Genomic DNA, 26,045 nt, shown 5'->3' with positions numbered 1-26,045 from the left:
CTGCTATTCAGGCGTGTTTATGTATTTGGGAACCCACACGAAACCCCGAAGAGCCAGATTTTCCTCCTGATTTTTGAGGTTTTGCGTTCTGCGGGCAAAACGGAGGGCGCAAAACCCTTAAAACAAGGAGCAAGTCCCAAAAGGAGTAGCCCATGACGCTCACGCAGCTCAGATACGTCGTCGCCGTAGCCGAGGCCGGCTCGATCAGCGCCGCGGCGGCGCGGCTCTTCATCGCACAGCCGAGCCTTTCGAAGGCCGTGGGCGAGCTCGAGGCCGAAATGGGCGTCCGCATCTTCGAGCGCAGCTCCCGCGGCGTCCGCGAGACCGAGGAGGGGACGCGCTTTCTCTCCTACGCACGCCAGGTCGTCGAGCAGGCCGACCTGCTCGAGAACCAGTACCTGCACGGCACGCCGCCACGCCGCGTCTTCGCCGTGAGCAGCCAGCACTACGCCTTCGTGGTCAACGCCTTCGTCGAGCTCGTCCACGAGCTCGGCCGCGAGAAGTACGAGTTCTCACTGCGCGAGGGGACGACGGCCGGAATCATCGACGATGTACGCACACAGCGCTCTGAGCTGGGCGTTATTTATCGCAGCCACTTCAACCGAGAGGTCATCGCAGGCGCCGTGGTGCGCGCGGAGCTACGCTTCGAGCCGCTCTTTACCGCGCGCCCGCACGTCTTCGTGAGCCGCACCTCGCCGCTTGCGGACCGTGCGTCCGTCACCCTCGGCGACCTCGCGCCCTTCCCCCGCCTCACCTACGACCAGGGCGCGCAGAACTCGTTTTTCTTCTCGGAGGAGCCGCACCCGACCGAGGCCGTGGACAAGCAGATCGTGGTCACGGACCGCGCGACCCTCTTCAACCTGCTCATCGGCCTTAACGGCTACACCATCAGCTCGGGTATCCTCTCGACCGACCTCAACGGCGACGACATCGTGGCCGTGCCGCTCGAGTCCGACGAGGAGATGGAGGTCGGCTACCTCAAGCTGGCGGGACGCCCCCTCTCGGACATCGGCGAGCGCTATATCGAGCGCCTGCGGGGGTACGTGAAGCCTTATCTCGCCGCGGAATAGTTACCATATAGCTTTGTTCTATAGCTACTAATAGATACCCCATAGTTCCCTATAGGCCATTTACCTGCCAAACTCGGTTGCGCCAAGAAAACCAACCGAGAGGAACCGAACATGGCATACACCAGCAACGCGCCCTTCCGCGCCGACGTCGTCGGCAGCTTCCTGCGCCCCGACGTGCTCCACCAGGCCCGCCACGACTTCGCCAACGGCGTCATTGGAGCCGCTGAGCTGCGCGCCGTTGAGGACGAGGCCATCCGCGACCTCGTGGCCAAGCAGAAAGCCGCGGGCCTCCACGTGATCACCGACGGCGAGTTCCGCCGCAGCTACTGGCACCTAGACTTTATGTGGGGCCTGCAGGGCATCGAGCGTCGAGAGAGCCGCCAGGGCTACATGTTCCACGACGAGGAGACCACGGCCGACACCGCCGTCGTGACCGGCAAGGTCTCCGGCGAGAACCACCCCTTCGTCGAGCACTTCAAGTTCGTGAAGGCGCTTGAGGAAGACGGCGTCGCCGCGCGACAGACCATGCCCGCGCCTGCCCAGACCTACTCCGAGGTCATCCTCGACCGCTGCGACGGCCAGGTGGAGAGCTTGCGCTCCGTCTACCCCGATGACCAGGCGCTTATTGAGGATATCGCGGCCGCCTACCGCACCGTGATCTCCGACCTCTACGCCGCCGGCTGCCGCAACATCCAGTTCGACGACTGCACCTGGGGCATCTACTGCGACCGCGACTTCGTGGCCAAGACCGGCATGCAGCCCGTGGACATCCAGAAGGTCTCCGAGCTGCTCGTGCACATCAACAACCTGGCCATAGAGGGCAAGCCCGCCGACCTCGTGATAAACACCCACGTCTGCCGCGGCAACTATCACTCCACCTATGCCTTCGAGGGCGGCTACGAGCCGATCGCGCCGTACCTCTTCGCGAGCGAGAACGTCGATGCCTTCTACCTGGAGTTCGACACGCCGCGCGCCGGCGGCTTCGAGCCGCTCGCCCACGTGGCCGCGGGCAAGAAGGTCGTGCTGGGGCTCGTTACCTCCAAGCAGCCGGGCCTTGAGGACGAGGAGCTGCTGGTCGAGCGCGTGAACGAGGCCGCCAAGTACGTGCCGCTGGAGAACCTGTGTCTCTCGCCGCAGTGCGGCTTCGCCTCCTGCGAGTGCGGCAACAAGCTCACCGAAGACGAGCAGTGGGCCAAGGTCGCGCTGGTGCGTCGCGTGGCCGGGCGCGTCTGGGGCGAGGACCGGTAGACGACCGCCAACCTGCAAAAGGGACAGTCCCCAATGCTGGTACTACCAGCATTGGGGACTGTCCCTTTTGCAGGTCGTTAGTGGGCGAGGATGGCGTCGTAGATGTCGGACTTGGGAAGCTTGAACTCGCGGGCGAGGCGCTTGGCGAGGGCGCTTTTCGGCTCGCCGGCAACAAGGCCCTCGGCGATGGCGTCCTCCAGGCTCGCGGGACAGCCGGCAACGGCGCGGCGGCGCTCATCGAGTTCCTCAGCCGTCGGCGCGGCGATGACCACGGCGCACTCGCCGCGGACCTCCCCGCGCGCGGCGATTTCCTCCGCGAGCTCACCGGAAAACCCGCGCACGCACTCTTCGTGGAGCTTCGTGAGCTCGCGCACGAGCGCCGCGTGACGGACCGGGAACACCTCGGCCACATTGGCGAGCGTCTCGGCCACGCGCCGGGGCGACTCATAGATCACGAGGGCGCCGGGAATCGTGGCCAGCTCCTCGAGCCTCGCCAACTGCGCGGACTTCTTGCGCGGCAAGAACCCCTCGAAAAAGAAGTGCTCGCTCGCGAGACCGGAGGCCACGAGCGCGCAGGTAACGGCCGAGGGGCCCGGCACGACCTCGACGGCGAGGCCCGCATCGAGCGCCGCGTCCACCAGGCGCTGCCCAGGGTCGCTCACGCCCGGCATGCCCGCGTCGGACACGAAGGCGATGCGCTCACCTGCGGCGATGCGCTCAACGATGCCGGCCGCGCGCTGCGCGATCACGTTCTCGTCGCAGCGCTCGAGGCGCACGTGCAAATCGAACGCGCTCATCAGCTTGCCCGTCACGCGCGTGTCTTCGCACAGCACCGCGTCGGCGCCGCCGAGCGTCTCGATCACGCGCGGCGAGGCGTCGGAGAGGTTGCCGATGGGCGTGCCGACGATGGAGAGCAGTCCCGCCATCAGACGATCATCCCGCGCTCGAAGCTGGAGAGCGCCACGCGCGCATCCCAGTTGGTGAGAAGCCCCGAGGTCTTCCACGTGCTAAAGAACCACGCCGCGCAGCCGCCGTACGCGCCGAGCTGCTCGGAAGCGTAGACACGCTCGAGCGCGATGCGGCCCTCGGGCGTCATCTGCGCGTCGGCCACCGGAAGGGCGCTCGACCACTTGCCCACCATGACGGGCATGCCGGTCTTTGCCGCGGCGCGCAGGACCTTCTTCTGCGCATCGACCAGCCGGCGAACGCCGGAGGGGCCGGTGACGTCGATGTGCTTGCCGAAGCCGTGGTCCATATGGGTGTCCACCCACACGTTGCGGTAGTGGCGCTGCGCCATGAAGTTGGTAAAGCCGGCCGGGAAGCCGCCGTCGGGCATGATGACCACGGGCTCGTCGCCGGCGGCGTTTCTCACCAGCTCATAAGCCTCGCGGTAATAGTTGCGTAGCTGATGCTGCGGGACACCGTCGGTGAGCGAGAAGCCGACCCTGCGCTGCACCACGACATTGTCCGCGACCTCGATGCCGTAGAACCCGGTGCGGTGCGCGTAGCGCTTGGAGAGGCGATACACCACGTCGAGCGCCGTGCCGCGCGAGAGGCCCATGTCGGCCAGGTCGCGGCACATGACCTCGCGGTCGTGGGCGGCGCCGGGATTGATGGCCAGCGAGAAGATGACGTTGAGGCCGATTTCCTCGGCCCAGCCCAGCGCATCGTCGACGTGCTCGATGCAACCGACGTAGGGGCCATGCTCGGGGCCGTCGTCCCCGAAGGCGTACCAAGGCACCGAGAGACGCACGGCGTTGAAGCCGCGCGCGGCGATGCGCATAAAGTCGTCTCGCGTGATGAACTCCGCACGGTGCTCCTCCACGATGGCGGCATAGCGCTTCTCGCCGACGGCCTCTACCAGCGCTTCCTCGTCGAGGGCGCCCGAATCGGCAAAGAGCTCGGGCGTGACCCACGGCTCCAAGGTGAGCCAACCCGTCAAGTTGACGCCGTGCAACGCAACGCCTGCCATGGGCACCTCCGAAAACAGTTTCTTCGCCTGATTTGGAGTATAACGGCCGGACCGGACAACAATACTCGCGTCGCCGGGTTAAAGAACTATTTATTCATGCTTTTACCTGCAGCGGGCGGGTGCGGGACCTGCAGTGAGCACGGGCGGGACCTGCAGCGGGCGCGTCTGGCGGCTCAAGGGCGCGCTCAGCGCACGTCCACCTGGCAGCTGCGCATGGTGGAGAGGGCCGCCTCGTGGCTCTGGGGCGTGACGCCGGCGCAGAGCTTGGAGTCCACGCAAAGCGGCACCTCGGGCAGGTCCGCCTTGATGAGCAGAGCATTACTCACCACACAGATGTCGGTGCAGAGGCCGCAGAGCTCGATGGAGTCGATGGGTGCCTCGGCGTTGCGGGCGACGAGCCACGCGACGAGCTCGGTGGAGCCGAAGGTGGGCTTATCGATGACGGGGGCGCCGAGCTCGGAGCGCACCTCGGCGAGGGCGGGCGCGAGCTCCCAGCCGGCGGTGCCGCGCACGCAGTGGGTCACGGGGAGGTTCTTGCCTTCCTGCGTCTGCAGGTAATCGGGGCCGTGGGTGTCGCGGGTAAAGACGACCTGCCCCTCGAAGCCGCGGGCACGCTCGGCCACGGCGTCGACGATGGCTCCGGCCTCGGGAGTGCCGAGCGCCCCGTCCACAAAATCGTTCTGCATATCAATGACGAGCAGGTAGTTATTGGCCATGGCGGCTCCTTCGTCGCAGCGGGTGAAGTGGACAAAGGGACAGTCCCTTTGTCCACTGATCTGAATATTAGCGGAGGAAACGCGGTGGCTCAGCGATTGACAAAGGAGCTGTCCCCGTGTCATATGAGGAGAGCGCGGGCGCGGGAGAGGACGTCGCCGACGCGTTGGGCGCGGTGGCCCAAAAGACGCACGCAGACGTCGCCGGAGGCAAGCCGGGTAACGCCGCCCGCAACGGCCTCGGACCCCGCCGATGCGCCCACGGGCGAGCCGGCCGCGGCGCCGATGACGCCCGTCTCTTCGCGCAGGTAGTCGCGCGCGGCAAGAAACGCCGCCTCGCCAACACGGCAGTTGACCAGCACCATGTTGCCCAGATGAGAAAACCCCTCGTAAAGACCGAATTCCTCCATCGGCATGCGGTCCGGCTCATAAACGGTATTGTCCACGTAGACAGGAGCGCCGGCCACGTCCACGCACACGCGGTTGCGGAAGCTGCGGTAGCCGAAGCGCTCGCCGCGGGCCGCTCGGCCGCACGAGAGGACCTCCTCGTAAACAAGGCTGGCGTCCGGACCCGCGAGCTCGACGGACGCGCTCGCCGCATAAGCCGAACCCGCGAAGGGGATCATCGGCTGCGGCGAGTAATCGAGAAAGCCGCCGTTGGCCACGCGAAGCCGCGTCTCGCGCGAGGCAGACTCCTCCTCCCCCATCCGGTGCACCTTGTCGAAGGCCTGCGTCGTTACCTGCAGGGCCGCGCCGGCGCCGACGCAGACGTCAACGCACTGGGCGTCGCCCGCCATGATGCCGGCCGAGGCGGACATGACCATCACCTGGGCGGCAACCGGGGCCAAGCCCTCGCCCGCAGCCGCTCCGGCGATCTTTGCCGTGGGCACCTCGAAGGGGCGCATCACCCGGAAGGGCATCGTTGCGGCCACGTCGGCGAGCACGGTCTTCTCGCCGCGTCGCTCGGCAATAAGCCGCAGCTCAGAGGCCCTGCCGAACTTGTTTGACCCGTCCTTTCTCACGCGAGGTCCTCGAGCAGGACGTACTTCTTGATCCAGGCCACGACGTCGTCAACGCCGGTGCCCTCGCGGATGTCGGTGAAGACGAACGGGCGCTGCCCTCGCATGCGCCGGGAGTCGCGATCCATGACCTCAAGCGAGGCGCCTACGTACGGCGCGAGGTCGATCTTGTTAATGACGAGCAGGTCAGAGCGCATGATGCCGGGGCCGCCCTTGCGCGGGATCTTGTCGCCCTCGGAGACGTCGATGACGAAGATCGTCGCATCGGCGAGCTCCGGCGAGAAGGTGGCCGAGAGGTTGTCGCCGCCGGACTCGACGAACATGACCTGGATATCGGGGTGGGCCTCGACCATGGCCTCGACGGCCTCGAGGTTCATGCTCGCGTCCTCGCGGATGGCGGTGTGCGGGCAGCCGCCCGTCTCGACGCCCACGATGCGGTCGGCCGGAAGCACGGAATTGGCGCAGAGAAACTCGGCGTCCTCCTTGGTGTAGATGTCGTTGGTCACCACACCCAGCGAGTACTCGGAGGCCATCTTGCGCGTCAGGGCCTCGATCAAGGCCGTTTTTCCCGAGCCCACAGGGCCGGCCACGCCGATGCGTACATAGGACATTGAACTTCTCCTTAACTCATGTAGAGGCGCGAGTAGAGCGTCTCGTGCTCGATGGAGCGGGTGTCGAAGCCGGGCATCGAGAGGCCCAGCAGCCCCTCGTCCGCCTCCAGCGCGCGCTCGACCGCCTCGGCCTGCGCCGACGCCGACGCAAAGAGGATCTCTTGCCCGGCGGTCTGCGAGAGGGGCACCGTCTTCACGCAGTTGACGACCATGGCCGAGACCTGCGCATAGAGGTAGCGGCGGAGCAGCTCGCAGAGGTCGATGCCCGCGAGCGCGCAGAAGACGCCATAGGCGGCGTTGACCATGTGGCGCCCGCGCGCAGCGGCCTCGCCGACGTAGGCCGAAAAGCGCTCCGCCGCCTCGCCGGCAAGAAACGCCGCGGCCGTCTTGCAGAAGCGCGCGGCCATGCGCCGGGAGGCCTCGCGGCACTCGGACGGCACGCGCGCGGCCGCCATGAGGGCCTCGAGGTCGGCCACGCGCGCGAGGTCGCCCGCCGCCGCGGCCTCATAGGCGAGCCGCATGCCGAGAAGCTCCGTGTAGGTCAGCGGGTAGCGGATCTGCTGCTCCACGTAGCGCGCCGCCGTGGCCTTGTCGCGGACGATGCCGAGCTGGATGTAGGTCTCCAGGCCAAAGCTGTGCGAGTAGGCGCCGATAGGAAAGACGGAGTCGCAGATCTGAAGGAGCAGCAGCTCGCGGGGCACGTCACTCGTGGTCATGGTGGTGGCAGTGCTCGTGGCCGCCGTGCCCATGGCCGGCGTGCCCGTGCTCGTGCCCGTGCCCGTGCGGGTGCACGTGCGCGCTCGCCGAGACGCGCCGCGCCGGGTCGAGCACGCGCTCGCCCACGCCCACGGCAACGCCGTGCAGGCCAGCGAGCAGCCGTTCGACGGGCTCGGTGTGCTCGCAGAGCAGCTGCAGGCCGCCTTCGCCCCAAAAGAGCGGGGTGTGGGTGTTGCCGACCTCCCAGCCGACGCGCGCGAGCATGAACGAGTGGCCCGCGTCCACATCGATGACCAGGCACTTCGTCGGCAAAAGGCGCACGGCGACCACGGCCTTCTCGCCGTCCGCGCCGACCTCCGCGCCGAGCACGTCGCCGTCCGAAAGCCCGCGCGAGAGCACCCAGTCGCCCAGGCGCACGCCGACCTCGCGCCCCTGCTCGCTCGTCTTGCGGTGGAGCATCTTGAACGCCTCGTGCCAGTCGACGTCGACGTGGTCGACCGTAAACTCCCCGAGGCTAGCAACAAACGCCGCGTCGCTCAGGTTGCCCAGGACCTTCTCGCAAAGCATGCCGACCCCCTAGAACAGGTTGTAGAGCTGCGCGAGCGGCAGCTTGCGGGCGGGCTCGCACTCGGCGAGGCTGCCGTCGACCGTCACCTTGTAGGTCTCCGGATCGACCTCGATGGCGGGCGTGGCGTCGTTTAGGCGCATGTCGGCCTTGGTGATGTCTCGGCAGCGACGCACCGCGCAGCAGTGCTTCTTGAGGCCCAGCTGCTTCGGCACCTCGAGGTCGAGCGCCGCCTGCGAGACGAACGTGAGGCAGCTCGTGGCGCGCGCCAGCCCGTCGGCCGCGAACATGTGGCGATACGTCACCGGCTCCGTCGTGGGGATCGACGCGTTGGCGTCGCCCATCTTGGAGGCCACGATCATGCCGCCCTTGACGATGATGTCCGGGCGCACGCCGAAGAAGGCGGGATTCCACAGCACGAGGTCGGCGAACTTGCCCACCTCGACGGAGCCCACGTAGTCGGCGATGCCGTGGGTGACGGCGGGGTTGATCGTGTACTTGGCCACGTAGCGGCGGGCGCGGAAGTTGTCGTTGCCGTGCCCCTCGTCCTCGGGCAGCGCCCCTCGCTGGTCGCGCATCTTCGAGGCCGTCTGCCACGTGCGGGTAATGACCTCGCCCACGCGGCCCATGGCCTGCGAGTCGGAGCTCATCATCGAGAAGACGCCCATATCCTGCAGGACGTCCTCGGCGGCGATGGTCTCCGGGCGGATGCGCGAGTCCGCGAAGGCCACGTCCTCGGGGATGGACTTGTCGAGGTGGTGGCAGACCATGAGCATGTCCATGTGCTCGTCGAGGGTGTTCACCGTGAAGGGCATGGTCGGGTTGGTCGAGCTGGGCAGGATGTTGGGCTCGGCCGCCGCGCGGATGATGTCCGGCGCATGGCCGCCGCCGGCGCCCTCGGTGTGGTAGGTGTGGATGGCGCGCCCGCCGATTGCCGCGATGGTGTCCTCAACGCAACCGGCCTCGTTCAGGGTGTCCGTGTGGAGAGAAACCTGCACGTCATAGGCATCGGCCACGTTAAGTGCGTGGTTGATGGCCGCAGGAGTCGCGCCCCAGTCCTCGTGGACCTTGAGGCCGATTGCGCCGGCCTCGACCTGCTCGGCCAGCGGGCGCTCGTCGGAGCAGTTGCCCTTGCCGGTAAAGCCCAGGTTCATGGGGTAATCCTCGGCGGCCTTGAGCATCATCATGATGTTCCAGGGGCCGGGCGTCGAGGTGACGGCGTTGGTGCCGTCGGCCGGGCCGGTGCCGCCGCCGATCATGGTGGTCACGCCGGAGTAGAGGGCGCAGTCGATCTGCTGCGGACAGATGAAGTGGATGTGGGTGTCGATGCCGCCGGCGGTGAGGATGAGCCCCTCGCCCGCGAGCGCCTCGGTGCCGGCGCCCACGGTCATGCCGGGGGTCACGTTGTCCATGGTGTCGGGGTTGCCGGCGTGGCCGATGCCCACGATGTAGCCGCCCTTGATGCCGATGTCGGCCTTGTAGATGCCGGTGTAGTCGAGCACGAGGGCGTTCGTTATGACGAGGTCGAGCACGCCGTCGGCGCTCGTGGAGCGCACGTTTTGGCCCATGCCGTCGCGAAGCGTCTTGCCGCCGCCGAACTTTGCCTCATCGCCGTAGGTGGTGAGGTCGTGCTCGACCTCGATGACGAGGCTTGTGTCGGCGAGGCGCACCTTGTCGCCCGTCGTGGGGCCGTACATCGCCGCGTACTTCTCGCGGGAAATCTGCAAAGACATGGCTACTCGGCCTCCTCGATGTCGGCGTCCCAACCAGGCGCGAAACCGCAGGCGACTCCCTCGACGTAGGCGCCGAAGCCGCGGCGGTGCGCGCGCTCCAGGCCGGCGGGCTGGTTTCGCCCCACGGCCTTGGCGCGTGTGAGGTCGTTGAGGCCGTAGACGACGTGCTCGCCGCCCAGCTCCACAAGGCGCACGACCTTCTCCTCGCCCGGCTCGAAGCGCACGGAGTTTCCGCTGGGCACGTCGAGGCGATACCCGAAGGCGGCGGCGCGGTCGAAACTCAGGCAGCGGTTGACCTCAAAGAAGTGGAAGTGGCTGCCGACCTGCACCGGCCGGTCGCCGAGATTGGTGACGGGAAGCTCCAGAACCGCGCGGCCCTCGTTCAGCGTGATGGGTCCTTCGGCGCAGATGACCTCTCCTGGAATCATGGCGATGCCTTTCTACTGGATGGGGTCGTGGACGGTCACGAGCTTGGTGCCGTCCGGGAAAGTGGCCTCTACCTGCACTTCCTTGACCATGGAGGCGACGCCGTCCATGACGTCGTCGGCGGTGAGGATCTGGCGGCCGAGGCTCATGAGCTCCGAGACGTCGTGGCCGTCGCGGGCGAGCTCCAGCAAATCGGAGCTGATGAGGGCGACCGCCTCGGGATAGTTGAGCTTAAGGCCGCGGTCTTTGCGCTCGTGGGCGAGCGTGCCCGCCAGGTGCAGCATGAGCTTCTCCCGGTCCTTATCGTTAAGACGCATGTGGCTCCCTTCCTGCCGCATTCGGTTTGCGCAGGTCTGATTCGTATCCTACGGCCGTATCCGACCGGGTCACCGAGCCTTTACCGGCCCGGGCGACGCGCGTAACACGCCGAAACACGCCGAAACAAAGCGCAGAGGTGCCCGCGGACCACGTTTTGCGACGCGGAATACGGCCGGCGACTCACAAACTCCGCCGAGTGCGCACCTAAATCTGAGTCGAGCCTGTATAAGGGCCATTTGAGGCAAGAAAACCGCAGGAAATCGCCGGGCCTGGTCCCTTTGTACCGAGCACTCTCGAATTAAGGTGCGCACTCGGCGAAGTTTGTGCGTCGGACGCCCGAAAACCGGCGGGGCCGCGACGCGAACCATCCTCGCGCCGCGGCCCCGCGCCCAGAAACGGCCCGAAAGCCGCCCTAGAGCGACATCGTCTCCTGAAGTTTGGCTTGGTCGAGCTTGGCCGGGGCGCCGCTCATGATGACCTGGCCCTTCTCGAGCACGTAGCACTCGTCGGCGATGCCCAGAACGAACTCCAGGTACTGCTCGACGATCAAAACGGCGATGTCCTTGGAGAGCTTGCGCAAAACGTCGCCGATCTCGTCGATGACGTTGGGCTGGATGCCCTCGGTCGGCTCGTCGAGCACGAGCACCTTCGGCTTGCCCATGAGCGCTCGGGCAATGGCGAGCTGTTGCTGCTGGCCGCCGGAGAGGTCGCCGCCCTTGCGGTCGAGAAACTCTCGCAGGATCGGGAAGGTCTCAAAGATGGACTCATCGATCTCGCCCTTGCCGCCACGGGCTTCGAGCCCCAGCTGCAGGTTCTCGCGCACCGTGAGCTGCGGAAAAATCTCGCGGCCCTGCGGCACGTAGCCGATGCCGGCATGCGCCCGCTCGTAGGGCGCAAGCGCCGTCACGTCCGCGCCCTCAACCCGCACCGCGCCCTTCGCCGCGGGAAGAAGCCCCATGACGGTCTTGAGCGTCGTGGTCTTTCCCGCGCCGTTGCGGCCGACGAGGCAGGTGACCTTCCCGCGCTCGGCCGCCAAATCGACGCCCTGCAGGACCATGCCCTCGCCGTAGCCCGCCCAAAGGCCGCTTACCTCGAGCACCGCTTTCTCGCTCGCCATTTACGCCTCACCTCCGCGTCCCAAATAGACGTCGATGACCTGCTGGTTGTTGGACACGTCGTCCATCGTGCCCTCGTCGAGGACCCGCCCCTCGTGAAAAACCGTCACCTTGTCGGAGACGTCCTTCGCGAACTGCATGTCGTGCTCGACCACGATGACGGAGCACTCATTCTTGACCTTCTGCAGAAGCTCGGCCGTGTGCTCGGTCTCGCGGCGGCTCATGCCGGCCACGGGCTCATCGAGCAGCAACAGGTCCGGGCGCTCGGCGAGCAACATGCCGATCTCGAGCCACTGCTTCTCGCCGTGCGAGAGGCGCGTGGGATAGTCGAACTTCTTGCCGTCGAGGCCGATGAAGTCAAGCACGTAGCGGATGTGGTCCTCGGTGTCCTTGGACAGGCGCTTGAACGTGGTGGAGTACAGCGTGTGCTTGCCGGCCGCGGCGAGCTCCATGTTCTCCAGGATGGTGATGCCGTTGAACACCGACGGCGCCTGGAACTTGCGCCCGATGCCGAGGTTGGCGATTCTGTACTCGCGCATCTTGGTGAGGTCGTACTCGCCCTTGTAGACGATGCGCCCCTCGGAGACCTTGTTCTTGCCGCAGATAGCGTCGAGCATGGTCGTCTTGCCGGCGCCGTTGGGGCCGATGAAGAAGCGGATCTCGTTCTCCCCCACCGTCGTGGACACGCCCTTGATGGCCTTGAAGTCGCCGAAGTTGATGCTCACGTCCTCGATGGAGAGAAGTGCCGGCTTCTCGTCGGCAGCGGCGGGCGCGGGCGCCGCCTCGGTCGCGGTTGCGATATCAGCCATTATGCCTGGCTCCCTTCTTCGGTGAGTTCAGCGGACGCGGGCAGACCCGCGCCGCCCTGCCTGCGCTCGCGCCAAGCGCGGATGCGCGCCGGCACGTCCTTGATGGACATGAGGCCGCCCGGCAGGAACAGGATGACGAGCACGCACACAAGGCCGAGGCCGTAGCTCCAGAGGTCCGGGAAGCTCTCGGACGCGAAGGTCTTGACGCCGTTGACCACAAGCGCGCCCAGGATCGGCCCCACGAGCGTGCCCTTGCCGCCGATGGCGACCCAGATGATCATCTCGATGGAGCCGGAGACGGCCACGTCGGAAGGGGTGATGATGCCCACCTGGGCGACGTACAGGGCGCCGGCGATGCCCGCGATAGCGGCCGACAGCGCATAGACGAACACCTTGAACAGCGCCGTGTTGTAGCCGGTGAAGCGCACGCGGTTCTCGGAGTCGCGGATGGCCACGAGGATCTTGCCCACGCGGCGGCCGACGAGGAACGTGCACAGGCAGAAGATGGCGATGAGCGCAAAGAGCGTGATGTAGTACAGTGCGAGCTTCGTGGCGCCCGAGTCGAGCGAGAAGCCCAGCAGCGTGTCGAAGTCGGTGAGGCCGTTCGAGCCACCGGTGTACTGTTGGCAGCCGATGAGCAGCACCGACAAGATCATGGCGAGCGCCTGCGAGAGGATGGTGAAGTAGACGCCGCGGATGCGGTTCAGGAACGTTAGCAGGCCGATGACGACGGCCACGACCACGGGCACGACGACGACCATGGCGAAGGCGAACCCGGCGTTGCCGAAAGGCACCCACCAGAAGGGCAGGCTGTCGAACCCACTCCAGGTCATGAAGTCGGGCAAGGCCCCGCCGGACGCCTCGAGCTTGAGGTACATGGCCATCACGTAGGCGCCGAGGCCGAAGTAGACGCCGTGGCCCAGGCTCATGATGCCGGTGTAGCCCCAGATCATGTCGAGGCCCAAGGCGATGATGGCGAAGCACATGTACTTGCCGATGAGGTTCACGCGAAACATCGGGAGCAGGAAGGGCAGGACGGCGAGCACGGCAAAGATGACCGCCGCCACGACCCACTTCTTTGATTTCTTCTCGGTCATGGTCCTCCCCTAATCCTCGAGCGAGCGGTTGTGGGTCTCGAAGAGGCCCTTGGGCTTGAACTGCAGCAGGATGACGATGCAGACGAAGATGAGCACCTGTCCCATGGAGGCGTCGGTCGCGAACTCGAACGCGGACTGCCCGATGCCGATGAAGCCCGCACCGAAGACGCTGCCGAAGATGGAGCCGACACCGCCGCAGACAACGGTCATGAAGGCGTTGACGATATAGTCCTGGCCGAGGCTGCTGCCGATGAGGCCGATCCAGGTGAGGGTGCAGCCGGCGAGGCCCGCAAGTCCGCAGCCGAAGGCGAAGGTGACGCCGTCGACGCGGCGGGTGTTGACGCCGAGGGAAGAGGCCATCTCGCGGTTCTGCATGACGGCGCGGATGTTTCGGCCCCAGCGGGTGCGGAACATGAGCACGTAGACGGCGACGATGGCCACGACGGCGATGACGAGGATCCAGATGCGCGTGTAGGGCAGGTAGACGTTGCCGATCTGGAGGGACCCCATCATGTACCCGGGGACCTCGACGCCCACGTTGGAGGCGCCGAAGATGTTGCGCGCCGCCTGCTGCAGGATGAGGCTCACGCCCCAGGTCACGAGCAGCGAGTCCTCGGTGCGCCCGTACAGGCGGCAGATGACGAGCTTCTCGAGGACGAGGCCGAGGGCGGCCGCGACGACGAAGGACGCCACGATGGCCACCGGCACGTAAGCGCCGAAGGCCGCGCCGTCCGCGATGCCGAGAAAGACGTTCTGCACGACGTAGGCCGTGTAGGCGCCGATCATCATGAACTCGCCGTGGGCCATGTTGATGACGCCCATGAGGCCGAAGGTGATGGCCAGGCCGATGGCGGCCAGAAGCAGGATGGAGCTCAGGCTGATGCCGTTGAACACCTGCATGATTATGGTTTCCACGTCACACCTCCTAAGAAAGGCCCGCGGCCCAGTCGTAGGTCGACAGATACGGGTCGGGCTTCACGGGGTCGCCGGTGGACCAGACCTCGTCGATCAGGCCGTCGGCGTTGACGGCGCCGATGCGCACGGGCTTGTACATGTGCTGGTTGTCGCCGTCGATGGTGACGGTGCCCTCGGGCGCCTCGAAGCTGATGCCGCCCGCGGCCGCGCGGACCTTGTCGACGTTGGTGGAGCCGGCGGCCTCGACGGCGGCCTTCCAGAGATAAACGGCGTCGTAGCCGGCCTCGATGGGGTCGTCGGTCACGCGGGCGTCGCCGTAGGCGGCCTTGTAGGCGGCCACGAACTTGCGGTTAGCCTCGGTGTCGGTGGTCTGGTAGTAGTTCCAGGAGACCAAGTGGCCCTCGCAGTAGGCGGCGCCGATGCCCTTGACCTCCTCCTCGGCCACCGAGACCGAGCACGTCATGACGTCTTCGGGGCCCAGGCCGGAGTCCTTAAGCTGCTTGAAGAAGCTCACGTTGGAGTCGCCGTTCAGCGTGTTGAACACGAAGTCGGGCTTAGCCGCGCGGATCTTGTTGATGATCGTGGCGTAGTCGGTGTGACCCATCGGGGTATAGGTCTCGCCCACGATCTCGTAGCCCTTGGCCGCGGCCTGCGCCTTGATGACGGAGTTGGCCGTGCGCGGGAAGACGTAGTCGGAGCCCATGAGGAAGATCTTGGGGCCGTACTTCTCGGCGAGGTAGTCCACGGCCGGCACGATCTGCTGGTTGGGGGCCGCGCCCACGTAGAAGATGTTCTTGGAGGACTCCATGCCCTCGTACTGGACGGGGTACCAGAGCAGGCCGTTCTTGGCCTCGAAGACCGGCAGCACCGCCTTGCGCGAGGAGGACGTCCAGCAGCCGAAGACGCAGGCCACGCCGTCGGAGTCGAGAAGCTTCGTGGCCTTCTCGGAGAAGGTCGCGTTGGAGGACGCGCCGTCCTCGACGACGGCCACGATCTGCTTGCCGAGCACGCCGCCGGCCGCGTTGATCTCGTCGATGGCGAGCATCTCCGCGTCGCGCACCGAGGTCTCCGAGATTGCCATGGTGCCCGAGAGCGAATGGAGGATGCCCACCTTGATGGTGTCGCCGAAGACGCCGTCGACGCCGTCGGCCGACGCCGTGGAGGCGTCACCGCCCTTGGCCGCCGTCACTGAGGCGACGGCGCTGCCGCTGCAGCCCGCAAGGGCCGCCGAGGCGCCCGTAAGGCCCATGAGGCCCACGAACGAGCGCCGGCTCAGCTGTGTCTGAGTTGCCGCCATCCAGCCTTCCTTTCTTCGTGTCCGATTGGATGGCTGCAGTTATACGTGCGGGCGGCAAGCGGTAGGTATCTGGCGGCGAACGGCGAAACGCAAACGTTGCGCTAAGTAACAAACGTCGTGTTTTGGCTGGTAAAGCGGTTGATAAACCGAAACGCACGGGAAACCACGTGCGTAAACCGAATCTTTGCGGAAACACTTCGGTGGAGTGGACAAAGGGACAGTCCCCATGTCCACTCCCGCGTCTTATGGACGGCCCAACCGGTAACGCTCACCGATACGCGAGCGGTTCTCGGTTGACCGTCGCGAAAATTCCGTCTTCAACTTCTCGTTGACGATGCTTCTTATACATAAACGTCGGCGAGGTGCCTGCGAGCGGCAACTTGGGACGGCTATGAACATCAATCGGATCAAGTATTTCGTCTTTGTGTTCGAGCACTCGAGCTTCCCCTTGGCGACCAAGAGCCAGGGCATTACCGTGCAGGCGGTCTCCAGAGCGATCAACGATCTCGAACGTAAGGTCGGCGTCAAGCGGTTCGCGCGCGAACCGCTCCATCTCCGCGACGAGCGCAGGCCGCGCCTTCTACAAGAAGGCCCGCGTCGCCGTCACGGCATTCCTCAGGCTCGAGGCGTTCCCCGAGGAGGGCGACGAAGCGGCCGCGGGCCTGCCCTGCTTCCGCCCCCCCGTTTTCCAGGGGTCCGACGCGCTCACCCGGTCGCTCGCGGAATTCGCCCACGAAAAGATCGGTGTCGACGTCGATTTCTCCATCGTCAACCCCCAGACCGTGAGGAAGGACCTCGGCGCATCCGTCGATGCCCTCGTGACCATCGGCGCCCTCGACCGCGAGACCATCAAACGCACGCCGGCGGGCAAGCTCTCGACCGGCATCATGATCTCGCGCGACCACCCGCTCGCCCAGAGCCCAATGGTGTCCGCGGCAGACCTCGCCGACTACCCTGCGGCGGTGTCGCCTTGGTACGACACGTTCAACACGTCGATCCTCGTCATGTACCGCGACGCGGGGATCGTCTCGAATATCCGCGAGGCCACCTCACTCGAGGAGAGCCGCGAGCTTCTCGCAAACGATCGCGGGTATTTCTTCTCGGCGATGTACCCGCGGCAACACGAAGAGGATGACCCCTCGTGTTGCGCCCGATCAACCCCCACCGAAAGCATCGGCCCTGAATTCGAGGGTTTTGCGTTGCCGGTATTTCCGCCACGACGCAAAACCCTGATTTTTAGGCTGATAAACCCCTGTTTATGAGGGTTATGCGTCGTGCGCGCGAAACCGAGGGCGCAAAACCCTCTAAATCAGGGGGCCGGCTCGGCGGCATCTATAAAAAAAGCGCGCCGCGCGATGGGGATGTGCCTTTTGCTTGCTCGAAATGCCGCGACGAGCGCGGACCGACGGCGAAGACTAGTCGTTCTTGACGTTAAGGAAGCGGTAGATGCCGGCAGCGAGGGCGGCGCCCACGAGCGGGGCGACGATGAAGACCCACACCTGCGAGAGGGCGACGGTGGAGCCGCCGCAGAGGGCCATAAACAAGGCCGGGCCGAAGGAACGGGCCGGGTTCACGGAGGTGCCGGTCAGCGCGATGCCGAAAAGGTGCACGAAAGTGAGGGCGAAGCCGACGACGAGGCCCGCGAACGGGGACCGCTTCTCGTCGGCGGTAACGCCCAAGATGGTCATGACGAAGACACAGGTAAGAATGACCTCAACGACGATGGCGCCGATAAGGGTGATGTTCATGGAGCTGGCATCCTCGTAACCGTTGCAGCCGAGGCCGAGGTCGGCCACGCTGGAGCCGGCGCAGTTGGTGATGATGAACACGAGGACAGCCGCCGCGGCGATGCCGCCGAGGAACTGGGCAACCCAGTAGCCGATGAGGTCCTTGGAGCCCATGCGCTTGTCGAGGAAGACGGCGAGCGAGACGGCCGGGTTGATGTGGCAGCCGGAGATGTTGCCGATGGCGAAGGCCATGCAGACGACGGAGAGGCCGAAGGCGAGCGCAATGCCCACGGTGCCCACGGCGGCGCCGGCGATGGCGGCGGTGCCGCAGCCGAAGAGGGTGAGGACGAAGGTTCCGACGAACTCGGCAGCGTACTTCTTCATTGCGTTGTCCATGATGCTCCGTTGCGAATTGAGGACGAACTATGGATGGTGATAGGTCAAAATCCTAACACGCCCTTGAGGCGCATCTTTGCCGGGCGAAGTTAAACGCGACCTCCAGAAACCCGTCGCGAGCAGCGGGCGAGCGCATGGTCGATAGCAACGTACAAATACCCGAACGCGACGAAGAAGACGAGGAGCGCGACGATGATGAGGGCCACGGTGAGCGCCCCGAGCGCATCGACATCGAGGAACGGATACGGCCAGCGGCCGCTGCCGAGCGAGCTCTCGCCCACCGTCACGCCGAGGCCGAGCACGGCCACAAAAATGTAGGCGACGTAGGCAAGAGGAAACAACGCCCAGCTCGGAGGCTCTTTCCAGTCCATGCTGCCCTTCTCGTCGAAGAGAAGCCAACTCGCCACCATGCCTACCGGCACCACGTAGTGCATGACGAGCATCTGCGGATGGAAGGCGCCATCGGAAAAGACTCCCCCGCCGTTCAGCATGAAGTGCGCGACAAGGCAGGTCACCGTGATGGCGAGGATGAGCGCGTGCTCGACGCGCGGCGCGGGCGGCCTGCTCGCGTGGGCGGGGTCGCGTATGGCGGCGACGCCCGCAACGTAGAGGTAGGCCACCACGGCGATGTTCGAGATGTGCGTGAAGAAGTACCAGAAGCTCGACGGGTGCTCGGCGCACTGCGCAATCAGGGCAATGGTGCCGGCAACAGCCAAGGCCAACTTAAAGATTATTGAAGCGTTTCTACAGCTAACGCCCATCTTGACCTCCAGATTATTCACTGGCACGACATGCTAGTGTTCGCGCACAAAACGCAGCGCGAAAATGCCGCGCCCCAACAAGCCGTTGAGCGGCGCGATGCACTTTATTGAGCGCGCGATGCACTTTAGAAAGTACAACGCAGGTTGGTTACGCCCTCGTGTCCGGCATTTTTCCTGATGTAGACTTAGATTTTATGCCCAAACATGCACGCGTCTTCGAGGAGGAACCGTGCTCAAATTCGAGCAGTACGTTCGCCCTGACACCCCGCAGGAGGCCTTTGACCTGCTGCAGGAGAACAGGCTCGCCACCATCATCGGCGGCATGATGTGGCTTCGACTCTCGGACCGAACCATCCCCGTGGGCATCGATCTTTCCGGGTGCGGCCTCAATACCATCGAGGAGACCGACGGCGCCTTTATCATCGGCGCCATGGTCACGCTGGGGCAGCTCGAGAACCACGAGGCCTTCAAGCAGATGACCCGCGGCGTCTTTACCGACGGCGTGCACGACATCATCGGCACGCAGTTCCGAAACCTCGCCACGGTGGGCGGCTCGGCCTACGCGCGTATGGGCTTCTCCGACATCGTGACGGCGCTTCTGCCGCTCGATACCTGGTGCGAGTTCACGGGCGCGGGCACGATGCGCTTCGCCGACTTCGTCAACGGCGGCGCCGCGCGCGACGTGCTCGAGCGCATCGTCGTCAAGAAGCACGATTACCGCGCGAGCTTCCAGTGCCTGCGCAACTCTGCCACGGATTTCTCGACCCTCAACGTCTGCGCGGCGCTGTGGGAAAACGAGTGGCACCTCGCCGTCGGTGCCCGCCCCAAGAAGGCCAAGTTCCTCGAGGGAGACGACCTCGCCCTGCCCGTCGGCTTTACTAATGAGCAGCTCGCCGCCGCCTGCGAGAACGCCCGCTACCTCAACTACGGCACCGACCGCCGCGGCAGCGCCGAGTACCGCGCCGAGCTCGCGGAGGTCCTCTCGCGCCGCGCTATCCAGGCTGCCGCGGCGCAATCGAGCGTTGAGGAAGAGCTCGCCCGTGCAGCCGAAGCCAACAAGCCGAGGGGGATCTCGCAGTAATGAAGATGACGTTTACCCTCAACGGACAGCAGGTCACGGGCGATTTCGCGCCCGACCAGACGCTGTTTAACTGGTGCCGCGAGCACAGCATCAAGTCCGTCAAGTGCGGCTGCGAAACGAGCAACTGCGGCCTGTGCACCCTGTGGCTCGACGGTGAGCCCGTGCTCTCGTGCTCCGTGCTCATGGCGCGCGTGGACGGCCACGAGGTGACCACGCTCGAAGGCGTTGGCCCCGCGCGCGAGGAATTCGCCCGCTGCATGGCCGAGGAGGGCGCCGAGCAATGCGGCTTCTGCTCCCCCGGCCTCGAGATGGACGTGCTCGCGCTCGACTTGCGCCACCCGAACGCCACCGACGAAGAGATCCGCCGCGAGCTCTCCGGCAACCTCTGCCGCTGCTCGGGCTACGCGAGCCAGATGCGCGCCATCCGCCGCTTCCTCGCCCGCCGCAAGAACCCCGCGGGCAAGCTCTCGGAGCGCTCCGAGGCCGCGATGCAGATGGAGAAGCAGGTCAAGGCTGCGGGCAAGGGCGTCACATCCGCCGACCGCGGCAGCACGCTCTCCTCCCCCGCCGTCAAGAAGGACGCCTACGCGCTTCTTGCCGGCAAGCCCGCCTATGTGGACGACCTCGCGCCCAAGGACTGCTTGATCGTCAAGATGGTCCGCAGCGGCCAGGCCCACGCCCGCGTGACCAAGGTCGACGCGACCCGCGCGCTCGCCATCCCCGGCGTCGTCGCCATCTGGGGCCCCGACGACGTGCCGCACAACCGCTTCACGCTGGCCGGCCAGTCTTACCTGGAGTGCTCCCCCTACGACACCGTGATCCTCGACTCCACCGTGCGCTACGTGGGCGACGAGGTCGCCATCGTCGTGGCCGAGACCGAGGAGGCCGCCGCGGCCGCCGTCAAGGCCGTCAAGGTAACCTACGAGAAGCTGCCCGTGATCCTCGACTGCTCCGAGGCCCTCGACAACGAGACCGTCATCCATGACGAGGACGACTGGGCCTACGGCGCCGACCGCACGGGCGACCCCAAGCGCAACCTCGTGGCCAGCGACTGCTTCGAGTTCGGCGACGTCGACGGCGCCTTCGCCGAGGCCGACGTCGTGCTCGAGCGCGACTACCACACCCAGGCCGCCGAGCAGGCAATGATGGAGACGATGCGCTGCTACGCCTACACCGACGCCTTCGGCCGCCTCACCGTGGTCTCGTCAACGCAGGTCCCCTTCCACATCCGCCGCCAGGTGGCCACGGCCCTGGGCATCCCCAAAAGCCAGGTGCGCATCATCAAGCCGCGCGTCGGCGGCGCGTTCGGCGCCAAGCAGACCGGCTGCTGCGAGGTCTTCGCGGCGCTGGCCGCGTGGCGCCTCGGCCGTCCCTGCAAGAGCATCTATTCCCGCGTCGAGACGATGAGCTGCTCGAACTCTCGCCACGAGATGAAGCTCAAGGTAAAGATGGCCGCCAAGAAGGACGGAACCATCACCGCCATCGACCTCTATGCGCTCTCGAACGCCGGCGCCTACGGGTACCACGCCACGACCACCATCGGCCTCGTCGGCGCCAAGTCGCTGCCGCTGTACAACCACGCCGCCAGCCGCTTCCACTACGACGTGGTCTACACCAACACCATGCCGGGCGGCGCCTTCCGCGGCTACGGCGCCACGCAGGGCTGCTTCGCCGTCGAGTCCACGGTCAACGAGCTAGCCGACACCCTGGGCATGGACCCCTGCGAGATCCGCTTCAAGAACCTGGTCAAGACCGGCGAGACGCTCTGGCAGCTCGGGCAGGAGCCGCTTCGCAGCTGCCGCGTCGACGAGTGCCTCGAGCGCGTCATGCAGCTCACCGGCTGGAAGCGCAAGCCCATGGTGGAGGAGCTGCCCGACGGCCGCGTCCGCGCGCGCGGCGTGGCGCTCACCATGCAGGGCTCGGGCATCTCCAACGTCGACATCGCCAACGTGGACATCACGCTGGAAGACGATGGCTTCTACGTGCTCAAAATCGGCGCGACCGACGTGGGCACGGGCGCCGACACCATCCTCGCGCAGATCGCGGCCGAGATCTTGGGCTGCGACGTCGACCACGTGATCACCAAGGGCGTCGACACCGACACCTCCCCCTTCGACACGGGCGCCTACGCATCGTCGGGCACGTACACGACGGGCGGCGCCGTGGTCAAGGCGGCCACGGACCTGCGCGACAAGATCTGCGCCTTGGCGGCCCAGTGGTGGGAGATCGACGTCGAGGACATCGAGTTCGACTCCGGCCTCGTGTACAGCTCCGACGGCAGCTACAAGATGACCGTGGCCGAGATGGCCAACCGCGCCATCGGCTTCGGGCTCAACCCCGGCATGCTCTCGGGCCACGGCTCGAACACCCAGCCGCAGTCGCCGCCGCCCTTTATCGCCGCCGTAGCCACCATCGACCTCGACCGCGAGACGGGCAAGTACGACCTCGTGGACTACGCCGCCGTCGTCGACTGCGGCACGGTGATCAACACGAACCTCGCGCGCGTTCAAGTCGAGGGCGGCCTTGTGCAGGGCATCGGCATGGCCATGTGCGAGGACGTCTCTTACGACGCCCGCGGCCGCATGCGCACGGACTCCTTCATGCAGTACAAGATCCCGAGCCGCATGGACGTGCCCGACGTGCGCGTGGAGTTCATGCCCAGCTACGAGCCCACGGGCCCCTTCGGCGCGAAGTCCATCGGCGAGGTCGTCATCAACACGCCGCCGCCCGCGATCCAAAGCGCCGTGGCCCACGCGACCGGCAACTACGTGCGCGAGCTGCCCATCACGCCCGAGAAGGCGCTGCACGGCGACGCGCTCCAGGCCCCGGAGCCCCGAAACCCGCAGCGGCCCGCGGCGGAATAGCCCTCGGAAGCGCGTTTACAGCAAAAGCACCGCTAAGCATGCGATCAAAATCGGATTTGCCGAGTAGACAAGAAAACCGCAGGCCTCTGACCTGCGGTTTTTTCTTTAGCGAGTAGCAACGATGCTCGGCGACCTCGAGTTTGTTTGCATACTTAGCGAGATATTGCGTGCGCGAGGCGCGAATCCGCCTCACTGCGCAAGGGCGATGGCCTCTACGAAGCCCGATTCATTCGTTATAGAGACGAGGATCGACCCGACGCCGGCCGCGGCATAGGTCTCGGCAAGAGCGCCGCCCATGTTCACCTGTGGCTGGCCGCTCGGCGCATCGATGGTCTCGACACGGCGCAAATCAAACCCGTCGCAGGTCAGAGGGGCAACGGCCTTAAACACCGCTTCCTTTGCGGCAAAACGTCCCGCAAGGTATTGGCAGGCGTCGTGGCGTTCGCGGGCCTGCGCGAGCTCGGGCGCGGTAAAGGTCCGCGCCACGAAGGCGCAAGGCTCGTCGGTCTTCGCGCAGAAACCCTCGCAGATGCGGCGGAACTCCTCAAGATCGACCAGGTCTATGCCCACGCCCTTAATCAAAGCGGCCTCCTCGCAAAAACGCCCACGGCAAAGAGAATAGCGCAGCTACTCGGCGGCGGCGAAGGCGACGCCGAACGAGCCGGGGCCGCAGTGGGAGGTGATCACGTCGCCCGTCTCGTACCAGCGCAAATGCGCGAAGCCGAGCTCTCGCGCGTGCTCCTCAGCAGCCCGCTGCACGGACTCGGGCAGGCCGCACGAGCGCACGAAGCACACAAGATCGCGGTCGTAGTCGCCCTGCGAGGCGAGCAGGTCGATGAGCTGGACGACGGCCTTCTCCATGGAGCCGCGGAGCTTCTTTGTGGCCACGAGCTTGCCGTCCACGACCTCGATGACCGGCTTGATGCGCAGCAGCGTGGCGCCCACGAACGCCGCGTTGGAAAGACGGCCGCCCGCACGCAGATAGCCGAGGTCGCCGGGGATAAAGCCCATGCGCACGCGGCGCGCGAGGCCCTCGCCCCAGGCCCGGAGCTCCTCGACCGAGATGTCGGGGTTGGCAGCCAGGTGACGGGCGGTCTCGGTCACGACGAGGCCCTGACCGATGGTCACGTGGGCGGTGTCGAACATGTGCACATAGTCGCGGCCCTCGGCGGCGGTGCGCGCGGACTCGAACGAGCAGGTGGTCACAGCCGAATAAGCGATTATGAGGATCTGCGCCTCGGGGCGCTTGCCGTGGATGCGGTCATAGACGGCCGCGAAGTCGCCCGGGGTGCAGCCGCTCGTGCGCGGGAGCACGCCGAGCTGGCGGCACTCCTCGAGCATCTCGGCGCCGGAGATCTCGCCGTCGTCGATGGTCTTGTCGCCGATGGCGACGTGCATGGGGACCAGGACGACGCCCAGCTCGGCCGCCTCAGCGGCACAAACGTCGCAACCGGTCTCGGCGATGATGACGATATCGTTCATGTCTTTGCCCCTCTTGTCCTGGTTTTGCGAATTTTTCTAACTCGGTTCAAAAGTCAAAGCTGAATAACGCGCAGCTCAAACTATGCGCAGCAATCATATGGCACCATCCAAGTCAAAACATAACCTACATATCTCGGCGGCGGTGCGCCCGCGCTCGGCCGCCCAACATGTGCTGCACACCGAAAAGTGAGAAGGTATACTACACAGGCTTGTTACGCTTTGGACTATTACACCTGCGGCGCGCGAATGCAGAGAGGGGGAGGCGCGTGTACCTGGAGCACATCCAAGGACCTGAGGACGTCAAGAAACTGGCGACAGACCAGCTGGCCCCGCTTTGCGACGAGATTCGCCGCGCGATCCTCGACTCCTCGGCCATCGTGGGCGGGCATGTTGCCTCAAACCTCGCGTCCGTGGAGCTCACGGTCGCGCTCCATCGCGTCTTCGACTCCCCCGCCGACAAGATCGTCTTCGACGTGTCGCACCAGTGCTACGCGCACAAGATGCTCACCGGGCGCGCCGCCGCCTTTCTCGACCCCATGTCCTACGAGGACGTGAGCGGCTTCACGAACCCCCGCGAGTCCGAGCACGACCACTTCTCCGTGGGCCACACCTCCACGGCGGCGAGCCTCGCCTGCGGCCTCGCCAAGGCCCGCGACCTCGTCGGCGGCGACCACAACGTCGTCGCCGTCATCGGCGACGGCTCGCTCTCGGGCGGCCTCGCCTTCGAGGGCCTCGATTGGGCCGCCGAGCAGGGCGGCAACATGATTTTCGTGATCAACGACAACGAGTGGTCCATCGCCCCGGACGCAGGCGGCCTCTATCGCTCTTTGGCCGAGCTGCGCCAGACCCAGGGCAAGGCCCCGGACAACTACTTCCGCTCGCTCGGCCTCGACTACCGCTACCTCGCCGACGGCCACGACGTGCTCGCCCTCGAGCAGGCCCTCTTTGAGCTGAGGGGCATCGACCACCCCTGCGTGCTGCACATCCACACGCAAAAGGGCCGCGGCTACGCCCCCGCCGAGGCCGACCCCGAGGGCTGGCACCACGTCGGCCCCTTCGACGTGGTCTCCGGCACAAAGAGGCGCGCGAGCGCGGCTCCCCACGCCATCGACGAGGAGGAGCGCGACTACGCCCAGCTCACCGGCGGTTTCTTGCTGCGCCGCATGGCGGCAGACCCCAGCGTGGTCGCCATCAGCGCCGCCACGCCCTACATCATGGGCTTCGGCCCCGAGCGCCGCGAGGCCGCGGGCAAGCAGTTCGTGGACGTGGGCATCGCCGAGGAGCACGCCGTCACCTACGCGACGGCGCTGGCCGCGGCGGGCGCCCGCCCCGTGCTCGGCGTCTACGGCACTTTCCTGCAGCGCGCCTTCGACGAGCTCATGCACGACGCGGGCCTCAACGCCGCCCCCGTGACCATCCTCGTCTTCGGCTGCTCGGTCTATGGCACGAGCGACGCCACCCACCTCGGCTTCTTCGACATCCCGATGCTCGGCTGCGTGCCGGGCCTCACCTACCTCGCGCCGACCTGCGCCGAGGAGTACCTCTCGATGCTCGACTGGTCGCTCTCGCGAAAGGGCGAGTCCGCCCGCGGCCCCGTGGCCATCCGCGTACCCGCCGCGAGCCTCGTGAACAGGCCTTCGTTCGCACCTCTGGACGACTACGCCTCCCCCGCCGCCGATGTCTGCGGCGCCGCCGGCGCCCGCGCGGCCATCCTTGCCCTCGGCGACTTCTACCCCCTCGGCAAGAAGGCCTGCCGCGAGCTCTCGGCACGCGGCGTCGAGTGCGCCCTCGTCAACCCGCGCTGCGCGAACGCCGTCGACGGCCGCGCCCTCGCCTCGCTCGCCGACGGCGGCTGCGAGCTCTTTGCCACCCTCGAGGACGGCTGCGTCGACGGCGGCTTCGGCGCCCGCGTGGCCCAGGCCCTCGCTGACCGCGGCGACGTCCGCGTCCGCGCCCTCGGCCTGCCCAAGGCCTTCGCCGACCGCTACGACGCATCCAGGCTTCTCGCCTCCTGCGGCCTTACGCCCGAAGCCATCGCCGACCTCGTGGAGTCCGAGCTCGCTGGCTAGCCATCGCTCGGCCAAACCAAACGTCATTAGCGCTACCATT

25 protein-coding genes and 1 pseudogene are annotated in these 26,045 nt (G+C 66.1%); 7 read left to right on the top strand and 19 right to left on the bottom strand.

All coding sequences use genetic code 11. The annotated features are described in order from the left end of the window. Positions 1-152 precede the first annotated feature (152 nt). Together U5709_RS09120 and U5709_RS09115 are read left to right on the top strand one after the other, a co-directional pair. The gene (locus U5709_RS09120) at positions 153-1,070 is read left to right on the top strand and encodes a LysR family transcriptional regulator (protein WP_321971074.1); all 918 of its coding nucleotides are present in this window, start codon (positions 153-155) and stop codon (positions 1,068-1,070) included. 111 nt (positions 1,071-1,181) lie between these two features. Then, the gene (locus U5709_RS09115) at positions 1,182-2,318 is read left to right on the top strand and encodes a 5-methyltetrahydropteroyltriglutamate--homocysteine S-methyltransferase (protein WP_321973253.1); all 1,137 of its coding nucleotides are present in this window, start codon (positions 1,182-1,184) and stop codon (positions 2,316-2,318) included. Between the two features lie 77 nt (positions 2,319-2,395). Here the strand turns inward: U5709_RS09115 and rsmI are convergent, their stop codons facing one another. From rsmI to urtA, 15 genes are all read right to left on the bottom strand, one after another. Continuing rightward, positions 2,396-3,244: a 16S rRNA (cytidine(1402)-2'-O)-methyltransferase gene (gene rsmI / locus U5709_RS09110; protein WP_321973252.1), complete on the bottom strand. Its 849-nt coding sequence runs from the start codon at positions 3,242-3,244 to the stop codon at positions 2,396-2,398. Beyond that, on the bottom strand, positions 3,244-4,290 hold the full coding sequence (locus U5709_RS09105; protein ID WP_321971077.1) for a glucan 1,3-beta-glucosidase: 1,047 nt from the start codon (positions 4,288-4,290) through the stop codon (positions 3,244-3,246). The genes rsmI and U5709_RS09105 overlap by 1 nt, the downstream gene beginning before the upstream one ends. A 185-nt stretch (positions 4,291-4,475) precedes the next feature. Further along, positions 4,476-5,006 (bottom strand): isochorismatase family cysteine hydrolase, encoded by a 531-nt coding sequence (locus U5709_RS09100; protein WP_321973251.1) that lies wholly within the window; start codon positions 5,004-5,006, stop codon positions 4,476-4,478. A gap of 119 nt (positions 5,007-5,125) precedes the next feature. After that, positions 5,126-6,025, bottom strand: a complete 900-nt coding sequence (locus U5709_RS09095; RefSeq protein ID WP_321973250.1) for an urease accessory protein UreD — start codon at positions 6,023-6,025, stop codon at positions 5,126-5,128. Further along, a complete protein-coding gene (gene ureG / locus U5709_RS09090) occupies positions 6,022-6,633 on the bottom strand; it encodes an urease accessory protein UreG (RefSeq protein WP_321973249.1) in 612 nt (203 codons plus the stop codon). Before ureG ends, U5709_RS09095 begins: the two co-directional genes overlap by 4 nt. A gap of 11 nt (positions 6,634-6,644) precedes the next feature. Then, positions 6,645-7,382: an urease accessory protein UreF gene (locus U5709_RS09085; RefSeq protein ID WP_321973248.1), complete on the bottom strand. Its 738-nt coding sequence runs from the start codon at positions 7,380-7,382 to the stop codon at positions 6,645-6,647. Next, positions 7,336-7,917 carry a hypothetical protein gene (locus U5709_RS09080; RefSeq protein WP_321971082.1) on the bottom strand — a complete coding sequence of 194 codons (582 nt, stop codon included), beginning with the start codon at positions 7,915-7,917 and terminating at the stop codon, positions 7,336-7,338. Before U5709_RS09080 ends, U5709_RS09085 begins: the two co-directional genes overlap by 47 nt. Before the next feature lie 9 nt (positions 7,918-7,926). Further along, positions 7,927-9,648: an urease subunit alpha gene (gene ureC / locus U5709_RS09075; RefSeq protein ID WP_321973247.1), complete on the bottom strand. Its 1,722-nt coding sequence runs from the start codon at positions 9,646-9,648 to the stop codon at positions 7,927-7,929. Positions 9,649-9,650: 2 nt separating this feature from the next. After that, on the bottom strand, positions 9,651-10,076 hold the full coding sequence (ureB, locus tag U5709_RS09070) for an urease subunit beta (protein WP_321973246.1): 426 nt from the start codon (positions 10,074-10,076) through the stop codon (positions 9,651-9,653). A 12-nt stretch (positions 10,077-10,088) separates the two neighbouring features. Continuing rightward, positions 10,089-10,391 carry an urease subunit gamma gene (gene ureA / locus U5709_RS09065; RefSeq protein WP_321973245.1) on the bottom strand — a complete coding sequence of 101 codons (303 nt, stop codon included), beginning with the start codon at positions 10,389-10,391 and terminating at the stop codon, positions 10,089-10,091. Positions 10,392-10,804: 413 nt separating this feature from the next. Further along, positions 10,805-11,509 (bottom strand): urea ABC transporter ATP-binding subunit UrtE, encoded by a 705-nt coding sequence (urtE, locus tag U5709_RS09060; protein WP_321973244.1) that lies wholly within the window; start codon positions 11,507-11,509, stop codon positions 10,805-10,807. Continuing rightward, complete coding sequence (gene urtD, locus U5709_RS09055; protein WP_321971087.1) at positions 11,510-12,316, bottom strand: urea ABC transporter ATP-binding protein UrtD; 807 nt, start codon at positions 12,314-12,316, stop codon at positions 11,510-11,512. Continuing rightward, on the bottom strand, positions 12,316-13,413 hold the full coding sequence (gene urtC, locus U5709_RS09050; RefSeq protein WP_321971088.1) for an urea ABC transporter permease subunit UrtC: 1,098 nt from the start codon (positions 13,411-13,413) through the stop codon (positions 12,316-12,318). Before urtC ends, urtD begins: the two co-directional genes overlap by 1 nt. Before the next feature lie 9 nt (positions 13,414-13,422). Further along, on the bottom strand, positions 13,423-14,328 hold the full coding sequence (gene urtB / locus U5709_RS09045; protein ID WP_321971089.1) for an urea ABC transporter permease subunit UrtB: 906 nt from the start codon (positions 14,326-14,328) through the stop codon (positions 13,423-13,425). A 10-nt stretch (positions 14,329-14,338) separates the two neighbouring features. Continuing rightward, complete coding sequence (urtA, locus tag U5709_RS09040) at positions 14,339-15,625, bottom strand: urea ABC transporter substrate-binding protein (RefSeq protein ID WP_321971090.1); 1,287 nt, start codon at positions 15,623-15,625, stop codon at positions 14,339-14,341. A gap of 334 nt (positions 15,626-15,959) precedes the next feature. On the opposite strand from urtA, the pseudogene U5709_RS10690 reads away from it, so the two are divergent. Next, positions 15,960-16,106 (top strand): annotated as a pseudogene (locus tag U5709_RS10690) (hypothetical protein); the annotation flags it as partial. Beyond that, positions 16,048-16,887: a LysR substrate-binding domain-containing protein gene (locus tag U5709_RS09035; protein ID WP_321973243.1), complete on the top strand. Its 840-nt coding sequence runs from the start codon at positions 16,048-16,050 to the stop codon at positions 16,885-16,887. The pseudogene U5709_RS10690 and the gene U5709_RS09035, both read left to right, overlap by 59 nt. Positions 16,888-17,040: 153 nt before the next feature. On the opposite strand, the gene U5709_RS09030 is transcribed toward U5709_RS09035, so the two are convergent. Further along, positions 17,041-17,748, bottom strand: coding sequence for an aquaporin (locus U5709_RS09030; protein WP_321971091.1), 708 nt, complete (start codon positions 17,746-17,748; stop codon positions 17,041-17,043). An 89-nt stretch (positions 17,749-17,837) separates the two neighbouring features. Then, a complete protein-coding gene (locus U5709_RS09025; protein ID WP_321971092.1) occupies positions 17,838-18,470 on the bottom strand; it encodes a Pr6Pr family membrane protein in 633 nt (210 codons plus the stop codon). 268 nt (positions 18,471-18,738) lie between these two features. Here U5709_RS09025 and U5709_RS09020 point away from each other — a divergent pair, with 268 nt between their 5' ends. Then, positions 18,739-19,590, top strand: coding sequence for an FAD binding domain-containing protein (locus tag U5709_RS09020; protein WP_321971093.1), 852 nt, complete (start codon positions 18,739-18,741; stop codon positions 19,588-19,590). Beyond that, complete coding sequence (locus U5709_RS09015; RefSeq protein WP_321971094.1) at positions 19,590-22,454, top strand: molybdopterin-dependent oxidoreductase; 2,865 nt, start codon at positions 19,590-19,592, stop codon at positions 22,452-22,454. The genes U5709_RS09020 and U5709_RS09015 overlap by 1 nt, the downstream gene beginning before the upstream one ends. Positions 22,455-22,643: 189 nt before the next feature. Here U5709_RS09015 and U5709_RS09010 read toward each other — a convergent pair whose 3' ends face one another. Further along, complete coding sequence (locus tag U5709_RS09010) at positions 22,644-23,036, bottom strand: holo-ACP synthase (protein ID WP_321971095.1); 393 nt, start codon at positions 23,034-23,036, stop codon at positions 22,644-22,646. 45 nt (positions 23,037-23,081) lie between these two features. Then, positions 23,082-23,936 (bottom strand): DegV family protein, encoded by an 855-nt coding sequence (locus U5709_RS09005; RefSeq protein WP_321971096.1) that lies wholly within the window; start codon positions 23,934-23,936, stop codon positions 23,082-23,084. A gap of 266 nt (positions 23,937-24,202) precedes the next feature. On the opposite strand from U5709_RS09005, the gene U5709_RS09000 reads away from it, so the two are divergent. Then, positions 24,203-26,005 carry a 1-deoxy-D-xylulose-5-phosphate synthase gene (locus U5709_RS09000; protein ID WP_321973242.1) on the top strand — a complete coding sequence of 601 codons (1,803 nt, stop codon included), beginning with the start codon at positions 24,203-24,205 and terminating at the stop codon, positions 26,003-26,005. Positions 26,006-26,045: the final 40 nt, after the last annotated feature.

This window comes from Paratractidigestivibacter sp. (assembly GCF_963660155.1).
GTDB lineage: Bacteria > Actinomycetota > Coriobacteriia > Coriobacteriales > Atopobiaceae > Paratractidigestivibacter.
Note: the sequence above shows the minus strand (reverse complement) of the source record. Positions and strands in the feature narration are given on the sequence as shown.

Excerpts from the sequence above, each read along its gene's own strand:
- U5709_RS09120 (WP_321971074.1), top strand. The coding sequence starts at position 153 with ATGACGCTCACGCAGCTCAGATACGTCGTCGCCGTAGCCGAGGCCGGC.
- U5709_RS09115 (WP_321973253.1), top strand. The coding sequence starts at position 1,182 with ATGGCATACACCAGCAACGCGCCCTTCCGCGCCGACGTCGTCGGCAGC.
- rsmI (WP_321973252.1), bottom strand. The coding sequence starts at position 3,244 with ATGGCGGGACTGCTCTCCATCGTCGGCACGCCCATCGGCAACCTCTCC.
- U5709_RS09105 (WP_321971077.1), bottom strand. The coding sequence starts at position 4,290 with ATGGCAGGCGTTGCGTTGCACGGCGTCAACTTGACGGGTTGGCTCACC.
- U5709_RS09100 (WP_321973251.1), bottom strand. The coding sequence starts at position 5,006 with ATGGCCAATAACTACCTGCTCGTCATTGATATGCAGAACGATTTTGTG.
- ureG (WP_321973249.1), bottom strand. The coding sequence starts at position 6,633 with ATGTCCTATGTACGCATCGGCGTGGCCGGCCCTGTGGGCTCGGGAAAA.
- U5709_RS09085 (WP_321973248.1), bottom strand. The coding sequence starts at position 7,382 with ATGGGCACGGCGGCCACGAGCACTGCCACCACCATGACCACGAGTGAC.
- U5709_RS09080 (WP_321971082.1), bottom strand. The coding sequence starts at position 7,917 with ATGCTTTGCGAGAAGGTCCTGGGCAACCTGAGCGACGCGGCGTTTGTT.
- ureC (WP_321973247.1), bottom strand. The coding sequence starts at position 9,648 with ATGTCTTTGCAGATTTCCCGCGAGAAGTACGCGGCGATGTACGGCCCC.
- ureB (WP_321973246.1), bottom strand. The coding sequence starts at position 10,076 with ATGATTCCAGGAGAGGTCATCTGCGCCGAAGGACCCATCACGCTGAAC.
- ureA (WP_321973245.1), bottom strand. The coding sequence starts at position 10,391 with ATGCGTCTTAACGATAAGGACCGGGAGAAGCTCATGCTGCACCTGGCG.
- urtE (WP_321973244.1), bottom strand. The coding sequence starts at position 11,509 with ATGGCGAGCGAGAAAGCGGTGCTCGAGGTAAGCGGCCTTTGGGCGGGC.
- urtD (WP_321971087.1), bottom strand. The coding sequence starts at position 12,316 with ATGGCTGATATCGCAACCGCGACCGAGGCGGCGCCCGCGCCCGCCGCT.
- urtC (WP_321971088.1), bottom strand. The coding sequence starts at position 13,413 with ATGACCGAGAAGAAATCAAAGAAGTGGGTCGTGGCGGCGGTCATCTTT.
- urtA (WP_321971090.1), bottom strand. The coding sequence starts at position 15,625 with ATGGCGGCAACTCAGACACAGCTGAGCCGGCGCTCGTTCGTGGGCCTC.
- U5709_RS09030 (WP_321971091.1), bottom strand. The coding sequence starts at position 17,748 with ATGGACAACGCAATGAAGAAGTACGCTGCCGAGTTCGTCGGAACCTTC.
- U5709_RS09015 (WP_321971094.1), top strand. The coding sequence starts at position 19,590 with ATGAAGATGACGTTTACCCTCAACGGACAGCAGGTCACGGGCGATTTC.
- U5709_RS09005 (WP_321971096.1), bottom strand. The coding sequence starts at position 23,936 with ATGAACGATATCGTCATCATCGCCGAGACCGGTTGCGACGTTTGTGCC.